We start from the raw sequence: 15,788 nt of genomic DNA, 5'->3' as shown, positions 1-15,788 counted from the left end.
TCTGCGTTTCCGGCTTCTCAGCTCGGACCGAGTGTGGGGTGGAGGCCGCGCCTTCCCTGCGCCTCTACCCCGGCCTCACATCAAGGTCCCTGGAATCGCTTGAAATGGAAGGAGAACACGATGATGGGATATGGCAAACGCGTGTTAGTCGTTGACGATGAGGAGCATATAGGCCACGTGCTCGTGGAGTATTTGGAGATGCACCACTTTGCGGCGGTGGCGGTCACGGATGGACTGCAGGCCTTGAGGGAACTTCACCGCCGTCACTTTGATGCCATGATTACCGATCTCCATATGCCGTACCTCGATGGGCTCGACCTCTTCCGCCAATGTCACCTGGTGTGGCCGCAGCTGCCCGTCATTCTCATGTCCGGTAATCTCCTCGATACGATCTGGCCGGCGATGGCCCAGGGACCCTATGCTTGTCTGCCCAAACCAGTCGATCCCAAGAAATTGATCTATGTCCTTTCAGAGGCTATCTCAGACTCGGATGATCTCCGATCCGGTCAGGGAGATAGGATCATCCACATGCTGGAGGCCCAACCAGTGCCGGAGGGAGCGAGAGACAGATGGGAGGCAGGTGGATTTACCGAAGATGAGGCGCGTTGATGAACCTGCGGCCCACAGTGATTATGAAAGACGTCGAAACTAACAGCTTTGACGCCACGGCCTGGGAGGACCAGACCCATCACCCATGGAGCGCCGCTTTTGTCCCTGACAAATCTGTCTTGAGGGTCGCAATGCTGGTTCCTCGCCCAGCGGTAGCCACAGTGATGTGAAGAAGGCCTCCGGAGGCTCATGAAATAGCGGCTCTAGAGTTGGTCGAGAATGGGGGTATGTCTCTGTGTGAAGGAGCTCGACATGGAGGGCTCCAGAACAACCGTGTTACTTGGCGAAGATGACGAGGCCTTACCTCGGGCGGAGTCTTTTGATAATCAGGTGATCACGCGATGTCGGGAGCTGCATCATGAGCGCCTCGCCGATCCACTCAAACCAACCGATCTTGCCCTTCTGATCGTGAATCGCCAGGGCAACGTCATGTACATCCCGATTCAGGGGGAAAAAAGAGACGGCTGCCTGGCAGGAAGACAGAGGCTGCGAGATTTGAATCCTCCACAGACCCAGGGACTATAGGTACCGATCTAAGGCGTGTCATCAATTAATTTTCTGGGTTCACAGAGCCATAATGTTGTGATTCACTCATCCACAGGCCGAGGGAGGGGCCTGCGGATGGTGAGACGATACGGGTTGCGTGATGACCAATGGGAGAAGATCGAGAAACTGCTGCCAGGGCGTGAAGGCGCAGTGGGTGTGACAGCGAAAGACAACCGACTGTTTGTGGAGGCTGTTTTGTACCGTTACCGTGCCGGGATCCCATGGCGGGATCTGCCGGAGCGGTTCGGGGATTTCCGGGTGATCCACACGCGTCATACGCGCTGGAGCAAGGGCGGTGTCTGGAAGCAGGTGTTCGAGCGTCTGGCCGATGATCCCGACAACGGATACGCCATGATCGATTCAACGATCGTCCGTGCTCACCAGCACAGTGCGGGCGCAAAAGGGGGCATCGCGAACAGGAAGCGATCGGACGCAGCAAAGGAGGATTGACCACGAAAATCCACGCCACCTGCGATGCGCTGGGCAATCCCACGAGTTTTCATCTCACACCAGGCCAGGCGCATGACCTTGATGGGGCCGATGCCCTTCTTCCCGGCATCGACGCCGACACGATCCTCGCCGACAAGGCGTTTGACGCCGATGAACGGATAATCCAGCCGTTGCAACAAGCGGGCAAGAATATCGTCATCCCGCCAAAATCCAACAGAACAACCACCCGAGCATACGATAAAGCCCTGTACAGGGCACGGCACCTGATCGAGAACTTTTTTGCCAGACTCAAACAATTCCGCGCGATTGCTACACGCTACGACAAACGCGCGGCCAACTTCCTTGGCGCAATCTATCTCGCTGCCTCCATCACATGGCTTAATTGATGACAGGCCCTAGTGCGGAGCAGCAGTCTCGTCAGGGATTCTCTGAGGTGAGGAGGCCGAGCATAGGAGTCAGAATACGTGAACCAGCTTGTCCTCATCGCTCTGCGCAGACCGTACACCTTCGTTGTAATGTCGATCTTGATGGTGCTGCTTGGCGGTCGCACAGTACTCAAACTGCCGACCGACGTCTTCCCTAATATCACCATTCCCGTCACCTCCGTTGTCTGGACCTACGCCGGGTTGCTGCCGCAGCAGGTGGAAGGGCGCATCACGTATATGTTCGAGCGTTCTTTGACTTCGACAGTGGAGGGCATCAAGTACATCCATAGCCATTCATACTTCGGCAGCAGCATCACCAACATCTTTCTCCAGGACGGAATCGACGTGGGCAGGGCTGAAGCGGATATCGTGGGCATTGCGCAAAATGTCGTCAAGGCTCTACCGCCCGATATTTCTCCGCCCAAGATCATGCGCCTGTCGCCATCCTCAATCCCCGTAGCCATGCTCGAAATCAGCTCCGACGATATGACGCCTGCGGAGCTCTATAATCTCACCTACAGGCGAATACGCCCCTTGATGGTCACGGTACCGGGGATCGTCCTCCCCACCCATACGGGGGGCAGGACATGCAGGTCATGGTCAACCTCGATCCGCAGAAAATGCTCGCTCGTCACCTCGCCCCGACGGACATTCACGATGTTCTCATGAAGCAATACCTCGTGCTGCCGTCCGGCGATATCAAAATCGGGCCGACCGACTGGATCGTCATGACAAACGCATCCCCGTTGAAAATTGAAGATTTCGCCGATATGCCGATCAAGCGGGAAGGCAATGCGTTCGTCTACTTGCGCGACGTCGCCACGGTGCAGCTCATGGGCCGGGTCCAACAGAACGTCGTGCTGAAGAAGGGCAAACAGATCGTCATCCTGGTCGCGATGAAGAGCACGGAGGCCTCGACACTCGACGTGGTCGATGGGATCAAGACAATGATTCCGCTCGCCGAGCAAGTCTCCCCGAAAGGCGTGAAGATCCGGCTTCTCGACGATGCTTCGACCTTCGTCAAGGATTCGATCTCCGACGTCGTGTATGAAATGGCGGTCGCCGGCGCGCTGGTCGGCCTCATCGTGCTGTTGCTGCTCGGCTCCTGGCGGGCCACGATCATCGTGTGGACCTCGATCCCACTGTCCATCCTGACCGCCATCATCGGCCTCCATTGGCTCGGAGAGACGATCAATGTCATGACCTTGGGCGGATTGGCGCTGGCGGTCGGCATTCTGGTCGATGACGCGACCGTGATGATCGAGAATATCGACCGCCATCTCGAAATGGGCAAAGAACTGGAGCAGGCCATCATCGACGCCGCCAATCAGATCGTCGTGCCGACGCTCGTCGCCACCCTCTGCATTGCGATCGTCTGGTTTCCGCTCTTCGTGCTCAGCGGCGTGTCGGGTTATCTGTTCGGGCCTATGGCGGAAGCGGTCATCATCGCGATGCTCGCCTCCTTCATCCTGTCGCGCACACTGGTGCCGACCATGGCGAAATATATAATGAAAAATCATCATGAGCATGATCACCAAACGCCGCGGAGGCCTCAGCATCCCAGGCAGGCTCGGCCCGAACGATTGCGTAACTTCTTCGTTCGCTTTCAACAGGGATTCCAGCAACGCTTCGATCGGCTTCTCGACCGATACGGTGCGCTTCTAGAACAGTCGATTGCCCATCGTCCGCACGTATTGCCACGCTGGTCTCCAACAGCATCGAGGAGTTACTGCCCGATCAAGTCGAAAACATCGTCAGTAATTGCGGCCTGCCGGTCGGAGCGCATAACCTCGCCTTCATTCCGACGCCGACGATCGGCCCTCAGGATTGCGACCTGACGGTCCTCTTGAAGAATGAAAAATCGCCGGTCTGGGACATCCGGAAAACTCTCCGCAAGGGGTTGAAAGAGCGGTATCCGGGGACCGAATTCACGTTTCAACCGTCCGATCTGACCGCCAAAACCCTCAACTTCGGGGCGCCCGCGCCGATCGACGTGCAGGTGAAGGGTCCCGACATGTACCCAAATTATGAATTCGCCCGCAAGTTGGCAGACAAGTTGAGCCAGGCCCCAGGCGCTACGGATGTGGTGATACAGCAGACGATGACCACGCCGACCATGATGGTCGAGGGCAACCGCACGTTCGGGTTCGGGGTCAACAGGACCCTGAAGGATATGGCGGACAATCTCCTCATGACGACTGCGGGCAGCCAACAGATCGACCAAATCTATTGGCTTGACCCCAGTACCGGCATGTCGTATTTGATCAACGTCTATACGCCGCAGCCACAGATCAACAGTGTCAACAGTCTCATGACCATCCCAGTAGATGACTCCTCAAACAATAGTTCGAAGAATGATGTGCAGCTCCTTGGTAACTTGGCCAGCCTATCAGTGAAGGGAACGCCGGGCGTCGTGACACATGGGAACATTATGCCGCTGTTCGACATCTATGTCTCCGTCGAAGATCGCGACTTCGGTGCGGTGCTGGCGGATGTGGAGAAGATTGTGCACGGCATGGAGCGCGAGAAACCGCACAGCGCCACTCTCGAAATTCATGGCCAAGCGTCACTGATGAACGATGCTTATGTCGAGCTGATCCTCGGACTTCTGACTTCAATCGTTCTTGTCTATCTGTTGATTGTCGTCAATTTCCAATCCTGGCTCGATCCCTTCATCATCATTACCGCCTTGCCCGGCGCGTTGGCGGGCATCGCGTGGTCTCTGTTCATGACCCATACGCACCTTTCGGAGCCCGCGCTGACGGGCGCTATCATGACCATGGGAACTGGGACTGCCAATTCGATCCTCGTTGTGTCCTATGCGCGTGAGCGGCTCCAAGAGCATGGCGATGCGCTGCGGGCCGCGATCGAAGCCGGAAAGACTCGCTTCCGTCCGGTCCTCATGACCGCCTCGGCCATGATCGTCGGGATGATCCCCATGGCGACGGGCTATTCGCAAAACGCGCCGCTGGGTCGCGCCGTCATCGGCGGCTTGCTCATGGCCACGCTCTTCACTCTGTTTTTCGTGCCTAGCGTGTATGCAGTCATCTATGAAAGACGAGCCATTCGCCAAAAGGAGAATGTATAAATGGGTAGAAGGGGCAAGGCTCGGCCGGGAAAGTCCGTGGCAATCTTGGCGTTTCTGTTGTGCGGTCTGTACCTCGGCTTTCGCTACTATGATGCGAAACAAGTAGCCGCATCGCTTCGCGTGGGGACGTTTGAGACATCCATCCCCACCGTGGCCGTCGTCGATAAGTTGCGGCTCTTTGTCAACGTACCAGAGGTGTTCGGGCCTTTTCTCAATCCGGGCTTGACGGCCGACGTCACCGTGCCGCAATTGCCGAATCGCCATTTCAACTTCCAGTTTCTGACCTTGGCCAAGGGATTCGATGTAGGTACACGCACCGCGACCACGGTGTTCACGATCGAGAACGAGGACCGAGCGCTCCGGCTCGGCTCGTACGCTCAGGTCCACTTAACGACGCCGATTGGTCGACAAGCCTTCACGATGCCATCCACTGCATTGGTGTTCCAGGAGCGAGGCACACAAGTGGCCGTGGTAACGGAGGACAACCGAGTGCACTTGAAATCCATTGTCGTGAGCAAACTCATGGACAACGCCGTCGAAGTGGCAAGCGGGCTTTCCGAGAACGATCGCATTATAAACAACCCCGGCGCCGCATTGCTTGAAGGCAAGAAGGTTCGTGTGGTAAAGCCGGAACCTGGTTATGACCTCCCCAACACACATGGGCCCTCGTCATCGTGAGGGTTGCATGTTCATGTTTTTGAGACGGAGTCCAGAGTTCTCCATTGGAGGGACCATTGACAAGGACAACCGGGATGCGACGGCGTCATGCGACCGGTACGGCGAGGAAAGACGTCGTCATTTCGGTTCATCACTTCGATATTCAGCACCTATCGAAGGTAGTGGCATAAAATAGTAGCATGAAGAATCCTGCCCTTACAGGCGTGGTCTCCTTACAATTCAAGCTACGCGTAACCCGTCTCCTGCTCGTCTCGGCCATTCGTCACCTCACTCATTCAGACAATCAGAATGAATCAGAACTAACCCATCGGTCAATAATTGATAGCTCAACGACATGGGACCTGGTATGCGTATCGACTTGCCCAGGTCCTGGGGGAATGATGAGCTGGGCTAGCTCATGAGTGAGAGGCGATATTGGAAGAGAGATTGAGGACAACAATGCCGGCGACGATGAGTGACATGCCTATGATAGCCGGGAGGTCGAGAGCTTGGCCGTACAAAACCCAGGCAATCAACGCAATCAGGGCGATGCCTGCGCCTGACCAGATGGCGTAGGCGACCCCAACCGGAATGGTTTTGAGCGTGAGCGAAAGAAAATAGAACGCTGACGCATAGCCCGCCACGACGATAGCGGAAGGCCATAGGCGTGTAAATCCTTCCGAAGCCTTCAGCGTGGATGTTCCGATCACCTCACTGACAATTGCCACGGCGAGAAATACCCACTGTGCCTGCATGATGCTCAGTATCGAGATACCCTACAATGTTTAGCTCGATCCGCACAAGCTCCGGATCTTCGACTCTCTACCCGATAACCGGCCACTTTTGTTCGTGAACAATACGACTTTAACCGCCGCCGTTTCAATGAGTTGAGACTGCAGGACTATTTACCACGGGTCCTTATGCGGATAGTAATCACCGTTTGCCGTCATACCCTCGCTCCTTCCACCTCTCCAGCAGTTGAATCCGCTTCCGAAGCTGCTCAGTCGTCGCCTGATCAACCCGGCTCCCGGTGCGCGCGATCAATTCCGCATTGAGCCTTCGATGATCGATTCCGCTGTTTCGTGCCAGGCCGGCGACCAGCAGTCGATGAAGATCCCGCAAATCTTGCTTCTGCTCATGGAGGGAGACCGCCGGTTCGGAAACGGCAACCGAATCGCCCTCGACCCGCGGCTCGTCTTCGCCGATCAGGCTATCCATCCTGGCCACGGCCATCAGCGGCATGTACTCATTAGTCGAAACCGTGGCGCGGCCGAAGAGGTCCCGTTGCTCCGCCGGCATGATGTCTTCCAACACATGATCGCGCTCCGCCTTGATCTGTTTGGCATAGTGCACCAGGACCGGATCTTTCGGCAGGTACAGCCATGCCCGTTGCGGTTTGGGCAACCCCTCCTGCATCCGGACGAACCGGCCGACCACCTGTCGAAAATACATTTCCGTGATCACGTTCGTCCCATAGACACCGACACGAAGTCGTGGAATATCCACGCCTTCGCTCACCATATTGACCGCCACCAGCCACTGCTGCCTTTTGTGATCGGCGAACTCTTCAATCGTGCGCGAAGCAGCGGGATCGTCCGACACGGCAACGGCTGCTTTGGTGCCGATAATACGCCCGACGAGGTCCGCAACCCACCGTGCGTGCTCCTGATCCATACACACGATTAACCCACCGGCATCCGGTTGTTCCTGCTTCCGAAGGCGAGTCAATTGAGCATGAGCGTCGGTAATCACCGGCCCAACCCAGGTTTCTTGAAGTAACGCCGTCTTCAGCCGTTCCCTCTGACGATTGAATGTCAGTCCATCCTCAAACGTTGCCTGATGTTCGCGACCATCCGATAACCAGCTGAGCTCGCCTTCGTAGCTCGGGAATACGATCGGCCGACAGACATTGTCACGAATCGCATCGGTATAGCTGTAGGCGAAATCCGCCCGGCTTTCTCCCTCCTCATATCGAATAAACGGGATCGGATTGTTGTCGGACCGGAACGGCGTGCCGGACAGAATCAGCCGAAACACCGACGTGTCAAACGCCGAGCGTAGCGCCTTCCCCCAGTTCTTGCCGTCGCCCGCGTGGTGCAACTCGTCGAAGATGAGCAGCGTCTTCTTGCTCTTGCAGGCCCGCTGAAAGATCGCCGGGGCCAGACAGACTTGCTGGTAGGTGACCACGGCGCCGTGATAGTCCGGCGCTTCCGCCGCCTGTTCGTTGGTCAAAGTCGGATCGAGTTGCAAACCGATCTTCCCCGCGGCATCCGCCCATTGCGTGCGGAGGTGATTCGTCGGGCAGACGACCAGCACCCGGGCCGCAGCCTGTTTCTCCATAAACTCGTGCACGACACGCAGCGCAAAACGCGTCTTTCCTGCGGCAGGAGTGGCCATCGCCAAAAAGTCTTTTGTCTGATGGGTACAGACTGCCGACAGAGCTCGCCTCTGCCAGTCACGAAGTGGCGCGGTCCAGGCTGGCAAACTCCTCATGGCCGGTGCGTCGTTGCCGGTTCGAGGAAAGGAGGCTAGTCGAGCCAATCCCGTTCCTGAAGCTTCTTCGGCAGGTATTTCTTGGTGAGATACTGAAAGTCTTTATTTGCCAGCGCGTCGAGTTCGTACTTCAATCCGCTCGCAAGCATACGTTTGATCTCCGCCTGCCAGGCAGGCTTTTGGAACCACTGGTAGTTCATCAATTCCTTCGCGCGGGCGATGTCTTTCTCGTTGAGCTTGATGCCGACGTTCCGCGGCAGCTCGTACCGCTCCGGGTCGGCACTCGAGAAGCCCATGAACTTGGCTTTGGGAATGGCCATGCGCTGGCTCTCGAACGCCAGATTGATCGAGCCCTGTTTGACGACGGAATAGATGTAGTACCCCCAGGGATCGTTATCGACCAAGACATAGACCGGCAGCCGATGCTCTTCATGGAGCCGTCTCGCCAAACGCCGCACACCTCGGGGCGGCTGACCATTTCCCGTAAGGAGGATGCAGTTATAACGCCGCCAGAACTTATCCTCAGACAGGCGATTCCACTGCGTGCCCTTTTCGACAAGCAGCACGAAATCCGCCGTGCAGCGTCGAATCTCCAGATATTCCGGCTCCACAATCGACGGCACCGAGTACCCGCCTTTCCCCAACTTCGAACAATCGACGCGATCGCCGTCATCACCGAAGATCACCGGCCCGACGATGCTGCCGCTGTTTTCCGCCCGCACATGCAGCTCCTCCCGGAGGGCGGCGAGGGAGACTTCCAGATCTTCGATCACCGGATCGGATTCATCCTGTGTGTCGAAGGTGTTCTCGTGCGAATCTTTGATCGTATGTTTCGTACGGTAGTAAATTTCTCGAAGCGACGTGGTCAGATCAGCCCGCTGCAATTCGGAGAGGGCATCGGCCACGAGCACCGTCTGCATGAATTTCTTCGCCATGCCGACGTTGAAGAACGACCGCTCCTGTTTCTTGCTCCCCATCTCGATCAGGCCCTTCCGTTCATTGAAGGACACATTCGAGAGGGCACGGATCGGGATCTGGAACGTCGGGTCTTTCGAGCGCTCGGCCGATTGAATTACAATATCCGCCAAACCGATCAGTTTCTTCTCGACGACAGTCGCTTGTTTCTGTTTGCTCGCCATGGTGCTATTTCTTTCCGCGTGGCTTCGAAACTCGAATGGGTTTATTAGGTCTGTCTGGTCTGTCTCGTCTATCTTGTCTGTCTGATGCCTCGAAGAGCGCTATCTGACTAGGTTTTGCTTTCGCTCCCTTCGGCGGCTTTTTCGTGCGACTCTCGTCGGCGGTGTTCTCTTTCGAAACTGGCTCATCAACTGCCGACGTGTCACCAAGCAAATCCGGCTCTGTCGTCGGCAACGCAGCCGCCTGATCGGCTTCGATCTGGGTGGCCAATGCGGTCTCACCCTCGACTCCGTCTGCCGTCACGATAATCGAATGAGGCAGTCCTTCAGGCCCTCCACCGGTCTTCCCCAGCGCTTCGTCGGTCTTCTGGCCGCCTGTGCGGGCGGAGGCAATCTTCTGGAGCTGCCCTTTCAGCTTTTCTTTCGGCAGTGTGCCCCCCTTCAGCCGATTACAGGCGTCGACGACTTCCTCGATATACAGCTCAAAGATATTTCGCCGCCGAAATTCGCTGGCAGCCCGTTCGCGCCGACGAACGAAGAGGCCCAGCCGCCTGCCGCATTCGCGAAGCGCCAGCGTAATCTCCTTTTGAATCTCGTCGTAGTCGGCGATCGCTTCCTTGGATTCACTCGTGAACGGCACCCAGACCGACGCCATATGGACGAAGATCACCATCGGTCCGCCGGGCAGAGCCCCGCGCGACTGGGTCAAACCGTAGTTTTTCCAGGTTGTGCTCAGGACAGCCTTGAACGTCGAACAGGCCGATTGCTGGTACAGTAGCGGTACTCGATTGGCGTAGCGGATCACGCGCGCGAGCTCCGAGTCATCTTCCTCGTGCTCACCTTCCGCTTTCGGCATGGCCGGCTGCTGCGGCTTAGTTTGATCCTGAGGTCTATTTCCGTAGGCGAGCCCGGCCTCGATGATGAACGGATTGCCGCGATAGACCGCAGGTGGTCGGCTGACCGCCGTGTAGAACTCCCCTTTGATTTGCTTATAGAGTCCCGCGAGGATCGCCTTCTCGCCGATCGGTGAAATGCAGTTGGTCGGCGGCGCCATGATCTTCGTCTCTTGCAACGTCTTATAGAGCGTCTCGGCCACCGTCCCTTTCAGATCGCGTGGTTTCGCCGTCGGTGACACCTTAGCCGCCTTGCAGATTTCATCGGCCATCTGAGGGGACACCCGACAAAAATCGCCCGCGAGAAAGCCGGAGAGCGTATGGCTCTTTGTGTCCTGCAACATCTTGAGCAACATGCCGAACTCGATGCCATAGGGATGGGGCTTGATCTCGCGCGGTTGCGGCGGAAGTTCATGATAGGTCCGGGGATACTCTTTCGTCTCGCCTTCGGGCGTCTGGTAGATCAGTTTGACGTGGGGATTGGCGATTGAGGTCTGCTCCAACCATTCATCGACGGAGGCTCGGCCCTTCTGATATTTGCCTTCGACTTCCAACGAGACTTGGGTCCCTCGCGGCTGCTGCCAGTCGATCTGTTTGTTCTCGTGGACCAGCGGCTCATTCTTTTTCGTGTCGATCTGGACTTCGAAGAAGTGCGCGGCGGCTTTAGGGCCGATACGGGAAATGATTTTCACCGGCTTCCCGGTGGTGAGCTGTCCGTACATCCCGGCAGCGGAGATGCCGATCCCCTGCTGGCCTCGGCTCATCCGCAAACGATGGAACTTTGACCCATAGAGCAGTTTCGCAAAAATCCTCGGAATCTGCTGGCGAACGATGCCTGGTCCGTTGTCGGTGACCGTGATGCGAAACCTGCTTGCTTGGCTGGGCGCGACCGGCTCCCCATTCGGCACAACCTCCAGCTTGACCGTCACATCCGGAAGAATCCCGGCCTCCTCGCAGGCATCGAGCGCGTTGTCCACCGCTTCTTTGACGCAGGTCAGCAGCGCCTTACGCGGATTATCGAATCCGAGCAGGTGCCGGTTCTTCGTGAAAAACTCCGAAACGGAGATTTCCCGCTGACGCGCCCCCATTTCTACCGCAGTGACCCGTTCCGTCGGCTTAGCGGCGGCTTTCTGCTTCACGGGTAATTCGGGGTTTGCTCGAGGAGCGGAAGATTTCGATTCAGTCTCTGACGCGGATTCTTTCTTCTTGGCCATTCACCCTCTCATGAAACAAATGTTCTCTGTTGGTACCATAAAACTTTCACGGAAACAATGGACTAGATGGTAAATGACAAGAATGAAAAAAGACCCCTGTGTAGAACGAATTGCCCTAGCGGGTGACGGCAGGATCTCGCAGATAGTGCGCCGGCTCCATGGTCTCGGCTGACCAGACGAGGACCTTTCGGTTGAGGGTGGCCACGATCAAATAGTTGCCGTCGCTCGTCCAATGAAGATGATACGGAGTTTTGACGTGGAACGTCTTTCGTTTTGTTTGTGCCGAAAGGTCCCAGACTGAAATATGTTCTCCGACTCTGGTGGCAGCCCATCGATGCGATGGGTCGACGGCCATTGTTGTCCCTAACGCCACGGCCGGTCCATGATCGATTTGTGTATCCCGGTGGGTGAAGGTATCCAAGCTCGCCAACACTCTATTATTCTTAGTGTCCCAGACGACGAGGGTGCCGGCTTTGGGATCACGGGAACGAGTCGTTGTCGAGACGAATGGACGTTTCCAACCAAGACCGGACCAGGCGTCCGGAAGCCCGGCCGGATTCTCTACTTCGCGCCAGGTTGTAATGTCCCAGACGAGAGGACCGGATGGCGAGGTCGTCAAGAGAAACGAGCTTCCATCTAAGAAACTCAAACTGTCTACGACCTCTCCCCGTACGGCTTGCTTTTTTGCACAGCTTTTCTCGCCGCAGACCGGATAGCGGCTGGTACGCACCAGCTCTTTCACGACCCTTCGGGTGACGAGATCCACGACCGGAACTTTCAGTCCTCCTCCAGCGACGACGAGCAATCGATTGCCGGGAAGAAATTGCAACGCGTTGATCCGACCTTGCCCGCTTGAATACGGCAAGAACTCACGCCAAGTCTGGGTTTCCCACAAACGTACGTCTCCTTTCGTGGTACCAGCCGCCAGGATTGCGCCGTCGGCGCTGAACGCAAGTGCATGTGCCGCAGCAGACAATGCCAGTTGACGCAAGAGGGTCCCCTGCCCCGGGTTCCATATTTTCAGCAATCCATCGTCGCCGCTCGTGACGAGCAGATTCGCACTGGGAGACGACGCCACCGCGCGTAAGGCCCCTGCATGGACAAACGTCGGCATACCGGTCGGGGTAGAAGGCGCCAACGTAACAGACGTGGGTAGGGTCGTTCGTTTAGCCAATACCTTGGCCTGAGGTTGGCCGGGGTCCAGCACCAATTCCGGTGAACGGGAGTGAACATCCCACACAGATATTTCCCCATCGCCATCAGGGTTGAGGCCTCCCTGTATCCCAACCACAATCTTCGAACCAGTCGGAGACCATTTGAGTAACGAAACGCGAGGGGCCATGTTGCGACAATCCTCTCCGCACAGGTCCGGCAACATTGCTCCAGTTTGTAGATCCCAGATCTGTAACGTGTGGAGATGCTCCGGTTGCCCGACCAGGAGATCTGCATCGGCCGCAATGTCGACGGCACGAAGCTGTGTCGGTGAGCGCATCCCGCGTCCTGGAGCTGCATAGGTAAACTCGGTCACAGACACCAGCTCGCCCGTATCAGTATTGAAAAGCGCATAGCTCCATTCTCCGTTGGTTGCCACCAAACGATGACCGTCCCGGGAGAAGACTTCGGGAGTGAGCGGGCCCTGTGCCCCTTCAGCACTCGTCAATGTTGCGCGCGTGGCTATGGACCCCTCCACCGGATTGATCAGGAGAATCATCTTGCCCACACTCGCCGCCAAACGAGAACTGTCGGGCGCAAAGATGAGATCACGCGGTTTACCATCTGCAATGGCCACCTCACGGATGGTTGTCCCACTGATGTCGTGCAGATGAATGGTGTGGTCCTGGGCAATCGCCACCAGCTTCGTATCGGGCGAGGCTGCCACGGAAGAGATGTCTGCTTTCGCCTCCAGCGCAATATGTTTGAGCGGCACGAGCTTTTTCCCCAGCTGCCAGACGGACACAGCCTCGTTCCCGTGACGGAGAATCATCCGATCGCTCTCATTCGAATAGGCCAGCAGGCTATAGGACTGCGGCGATTCCGGTGGAATGGTGGCTACCGAGACTCGGTTCTTCCAATCATAAATGGTGACGCTGTGTTCCACACACAGCACCCACCCCTCCTGTTTCAACAACGCGATCTGCTGACAGTGAAGGCCTGGAATCTTCGCCACAAGCATTTTCGTCTCAAGATCCCAGACAACCAGTTCATCCGTTTGGACCAGGAAGAGCCGCCCGTCCTCAGAGAATGCAGTAGGAGTTCTGGAGAAGTAACCAGCCGCATCCTGAATCGATGTGGTGGCAAGGAAGGAGACGGCCACAAGGAGGGTTCTCAAAATCCTCTTCTTACACAGTTTCCAACGATTCATGTCCTTCACTTCATTCAGCCGGTTGATGGCGCAAGCGAGACACACCGGTCGCGCGCTCCTTGACCCTACGTTTAGGATGTGAGACAGAAACGTCTTCCACCTTTGGCGCAGTTTCTGAGCTCACCAGAGTCGCCGGCAAAACATCGACGAAGTGCTCAACACCCCGCTCATCCTTCCACCGCTGAACGGGAGCCTTGGTATTCATCTGCATACCGTCGAAGACTTGCCACGAACTCGTCAGCGTTGCCTGGTTCGGACTCAAACCCTCCATGGGCTGTTGAATAAGGACCTCTTCGGTTGGGGGAGAAGGGCTTGAGGAACCAGGCACGGGATGGATTTGAGCTTGGGGTCGTTCAGGCAAGGTCGGCCGAACTGTGGCCTTCTTCGGTGATGCGGATCGAGGAACCGGCGCCACAGTGTTCGCCGACTTCCTTTGTGTCAAAGGGGGCGGCATATCGGTTATATGGAGATTTCCTTGATCATCGGTCCATTTATAGAGGTCTGCGAATCCGATAACCGGCCAGAACAGAAGACCGCTCATGAGGCCCAGTATGAAAACTTTCATATTGTGAGATGCCCTCAGTATCCAAATGATGTTGTAATTGCCAAAAGTATAGCAGGCGGTCCCATTTATGCCTGGGCGTACCAGGGCACCCGCGCATGGCCAGCACTCGGTCGAAACCAGAAAAGAAGTCCGGGATTGGAGTGGGAGTTGGATCGGACGTTAGGGTGGGAGGAGCACGCACCTAACCGAGGATGATCAGGTACGGCGGAGATCTTGGGAGGACTTTAGGCTTCCCAGTACAAGCTGGGCCTGCACACCATCCTCACGCTCGATCCCCTGTTGAACCATATTCCCTCGGGGCGTTAACTCCTCCCACCTGTGTACGATAGGCCTCAGCTGCGAATCAGTCAAGAAAACTAATGTGTTGATCCTCATCCGATTGAAGAAAATCCGGCGACACCCCTCTTGACGTTTGAAATCGTAACGTGCAGGGTGCTCTCCCTCTGCAATTTTTGAATGGTGGGCGATGGCTCAGGCACTCACGAGTCATGAGGTACAACGGACATGGTCGGCACTGGCGCAGGAGGTTCGCACAGCGGTGTTGCTCACGATGCGAAATGGACGGCCATTTGGATCACATGTGCCCTATGTGTTTGGATCGGACTGGACCAAAGCGTATCTGCACCTCAGCCGATTGGCGTTACATACGCAACATTTGCTGGTTGATCCCAGTGTGTCGCTCTTCATCGCCGAATCGGACGGGCCTGGCAAAAATCCATTGGCGTTGAGGCGGATGAATCTGCAAGGTGAGGCCGTGCTGTTGCCACCCGATGCGCCGTCGTATCGTGGTATCAAGGAACAATACTTGACGCGGTTTCCACAATCAGCGCCGGTGTTCGGCTTTGGCGATTTTGCTCTCTGGGAATTGCGACTTGAAGACGCGCACTTTGTGCTCGGCTTCGGCCAAGCCTTTATCTCCAGCGCCGCAACTCCCTCAACGTGGGTCCATCAAAAAGTGGAACGACCCACTACAGGAAAAGACTGATCGGATTGTCTTCTGCAACAACTCCCGCAAGGACGGAGTGGCAGCATTTGCTCACAACCAGGACACATCCGTTTTTCAAACGGGTCAGAGGTAAAAAGACGTAGGCTACAACCCTCTTGGGACAGCGCCTCCTCCCGACCTACTTTTTGTCTCCAGGCAGAGCGCTAGGTGAATTAGCACTATCTCTACTACATGTAGCCGCCTTGATTTTATTAGTATAGCGATCGGGCCTCTTTCAGGGAGAGAATACGATGATGTGTTTGCCGCCTTTGTCTCATCGAGCGAAACAACTTGTCACAGTCATGATGTGTGTGTCGGCTGTCTGCTTCTCCACATCCTGTGACGGAACGACCCAGAATGCGACA

General features: G+C 56.4%; 14 protein-coding genes. 8 read left to right on the top strand and 6 right to left on the bottom strand.

What is annotated here, in order from left to right:
• Nucleotides 1-120: 120 nt before the first annotated feature.
• The 7 genes from P0120_19420 (at nt 121) to P0120_19390 (ending at nt 5,796) form a co-directional block, all read left to right on the top strand.
• The gene (locus P0120_19420) at nt 121-609 is read left to right on the top strand and encodes a response regulator (protein ID MDF0676479.1); all 489 of its coding nucleotides are present in this window, start codon (nt 121-123) and stop codon (nt 607-609) included.
• 252 nt (nt 610-861) lie between these two features.
• Nucleotides 862-1,134 carry a hypothetical protein gene (locus tag P0120_19415; GenBank protein ID MDF0676478.1) on the top strand — a complete coding sequence of 91 codons (273 nt, stop codon included), beginning with the start codon at nt 862-864 and terminating at the stop codon, nt 1,132-1,134.
• 99 nt (nt 1,135-1,233) lie between these two features.
• Nucleotides 1,234-1,991, top strand: a protein-coding gene (locus P0120_19410; GenBank protein MDF0676477.1) for an IS5 family transposase whose coding sequence is annotated in 2 segments (ribosomal slippage) — nt 1,234-1,563 and nt 1,566-1,991 — 756 coding nt in all. Because the reading frame shifts where the segments join, the coding sequence is not laid out codon by codon here.
• Nucleotides 1,992-2,069: 78 nt separating this feature from the next.
• The gene (locus P0120_19405) at nt 2,070-2,699 is read left to right on the top strand and encodes an efflux RND transporter permease subunit (protein ID MDF0676476.1); all 630 of its coding nucleotides are present in this window, start codon (nt 2,070-2,072) and stop codon (nt 2,697-2,699) included.
• Nucleotides 2,627-3,868, top strand: a complete 1,242-nt coding sequence (locus tag P0120_19400; GenBank protein ID MDF0676475.1) for an efflux RND transporter permease subunit — start codon at nt 2,627-2,629, stop codon at nt 3,866-3,868. The genes P0120_19405 and P0120_19400 overlap by 73 nt, the downstream gene beginning before the upstream one ends.
• An 8-nt stretch (nt 3,869-3,876) precedes the next feature.
• Nucleotides 3,877-5,118 carry an efflux RND transporter permease subunit gene (locus tag P0120_19395; protein ID MDF0676474.1) on the top strand — a complete coding sequence of 414 codons (1,242 nt, stop codon included), beginning with the start codon at nt 3,877-3,879 and terminating at the stop codon, nt 5,116-5,118.
• Nucleotides 5,119-5,796, top strand: a complete 678-nt coding sequence (locus P0120_19390; GenBank protein ID MDF0676473.1) for a hypothetical protein — start codon at nt 5,119-5,121, stop codon at nt 5,794-5,796. It begins immediately after the preceding gene.
• A gap of 395 nt (nt 5,797-6,191) precedes the next feature.
• On the opposite strand, the gene P0120_19385 is transcribed toward P0120_19390, so the two are convergent.
• From P0120_19385 to P0120_19360, 6 genes are all read right to left on the bottom strand, one after another.
• Nucleotides 6,192-6,530, bottom strand: a complete 339-nt coding sequence (locus tag P0120_19385; GenBank protein ID MDF0676472.1) for an SMR family transporter — start codon at nt 6,528-6,530, stop codon at nt 6,192-6,194.
• A 178-nt stretch (nt 6,531-6,708) separates the two neighbouring features.
• Nucleotides 6,709-8,268, bottom strand: coding sequence for a DEAD/DEAH box helicase family protein (locus P0120_19380; GenBank protein ID MDF0676471.1), 1,560 nt, complete (start codon nt 8,266-8,268; stop codon nt 6,709-6,711).
• A 35-nt stretch (nt 8,269-8,303) separates the two neighbouring features.
• Entirely contained in the window at nt 8,304-9,407 is a 1,104-nt protein-coding gene (locus tag P0120_19375; GenBank protein ID MDF0676470.1) for a DNA topoisomerase IV subunit A, read from the bottom strand.
• Nucleotides 9,408-9,411: 4 nt separating this feature from the next.
• Nucleotides 9,412-11,511 carry a DNA topoisomerase VI subunit B gene (locus P0120_19370; protein MDF0676469.1) on the bottom strand — a complete coding sequence of 700 codons (2,100 nt, stop codon included), beginning with the start codon at nt 11,509-11,511 and terminating at the stop codon, nt 9,412-9,414.
• Nucleotides 11,512-11,626: 115 nt separating this feature from the next.
• Nucleotides 11,627-13,873: a WD40 repeat domain-containing protein gene (locus P0120_19365; GenBank protein ID MDF0676468.1), complete on the bottom strand. Its 2,247-nt coding sequence runs from the start codon at nt 13,871-13,873 to the stop codon at nt 11,627-11,629.
• A gap of 10 nt (nt 13,874-13,883) precedes the next feature.
• The gene (locus P0120_19360) at nt 13,884-14,438 is read right to left on the bottom strand and encodes a DUF4124 domain-containing protein (GenBank protein ID MDF0676467.1); all 555 of its coding nucleotides are present in this window, start codon (nt 14,436-14,438) and stop codon (nt 13,884-13,886) included.
• A 466-nt stretch (nt 14,439-14,904) separates the two neighbouring features.
• Here P0120_19360 and P0120_19355 point away from each other — a divergent pair, with 466 nt between their 5' ends.
• Nucleotides 14,905-15,423 carry a pyridoxamine 5'-phosphate oxidase family protein gene (locus P0120_19355; GenBank protein ID MDF0676466.1) on the top strand — a complete coding sequence of 173 codons (519 nt, stop codon included), beginning with the start codon at nt 14,905-14,907 and terminating at the stop codon, nt 15,421-15,423.
• Nucleotides 15,424-15,788 lie beyond the last annotated feature (365 nt).

The organism is Nitrospira sp. (assembly GCA_029194675.1).
In the GTDB taxonomy this organism is placed as follows: Bacteria; Nitrospirota; Nitrospiria; order Nitrospirales; family Nitrospiraceae; genus Nitrospira_D.
The sequence above is the reverse complement of the archived record's forward strand: the minus strand, read 5'-3'. Positions and strand labels throughout refer to the sequence as shown.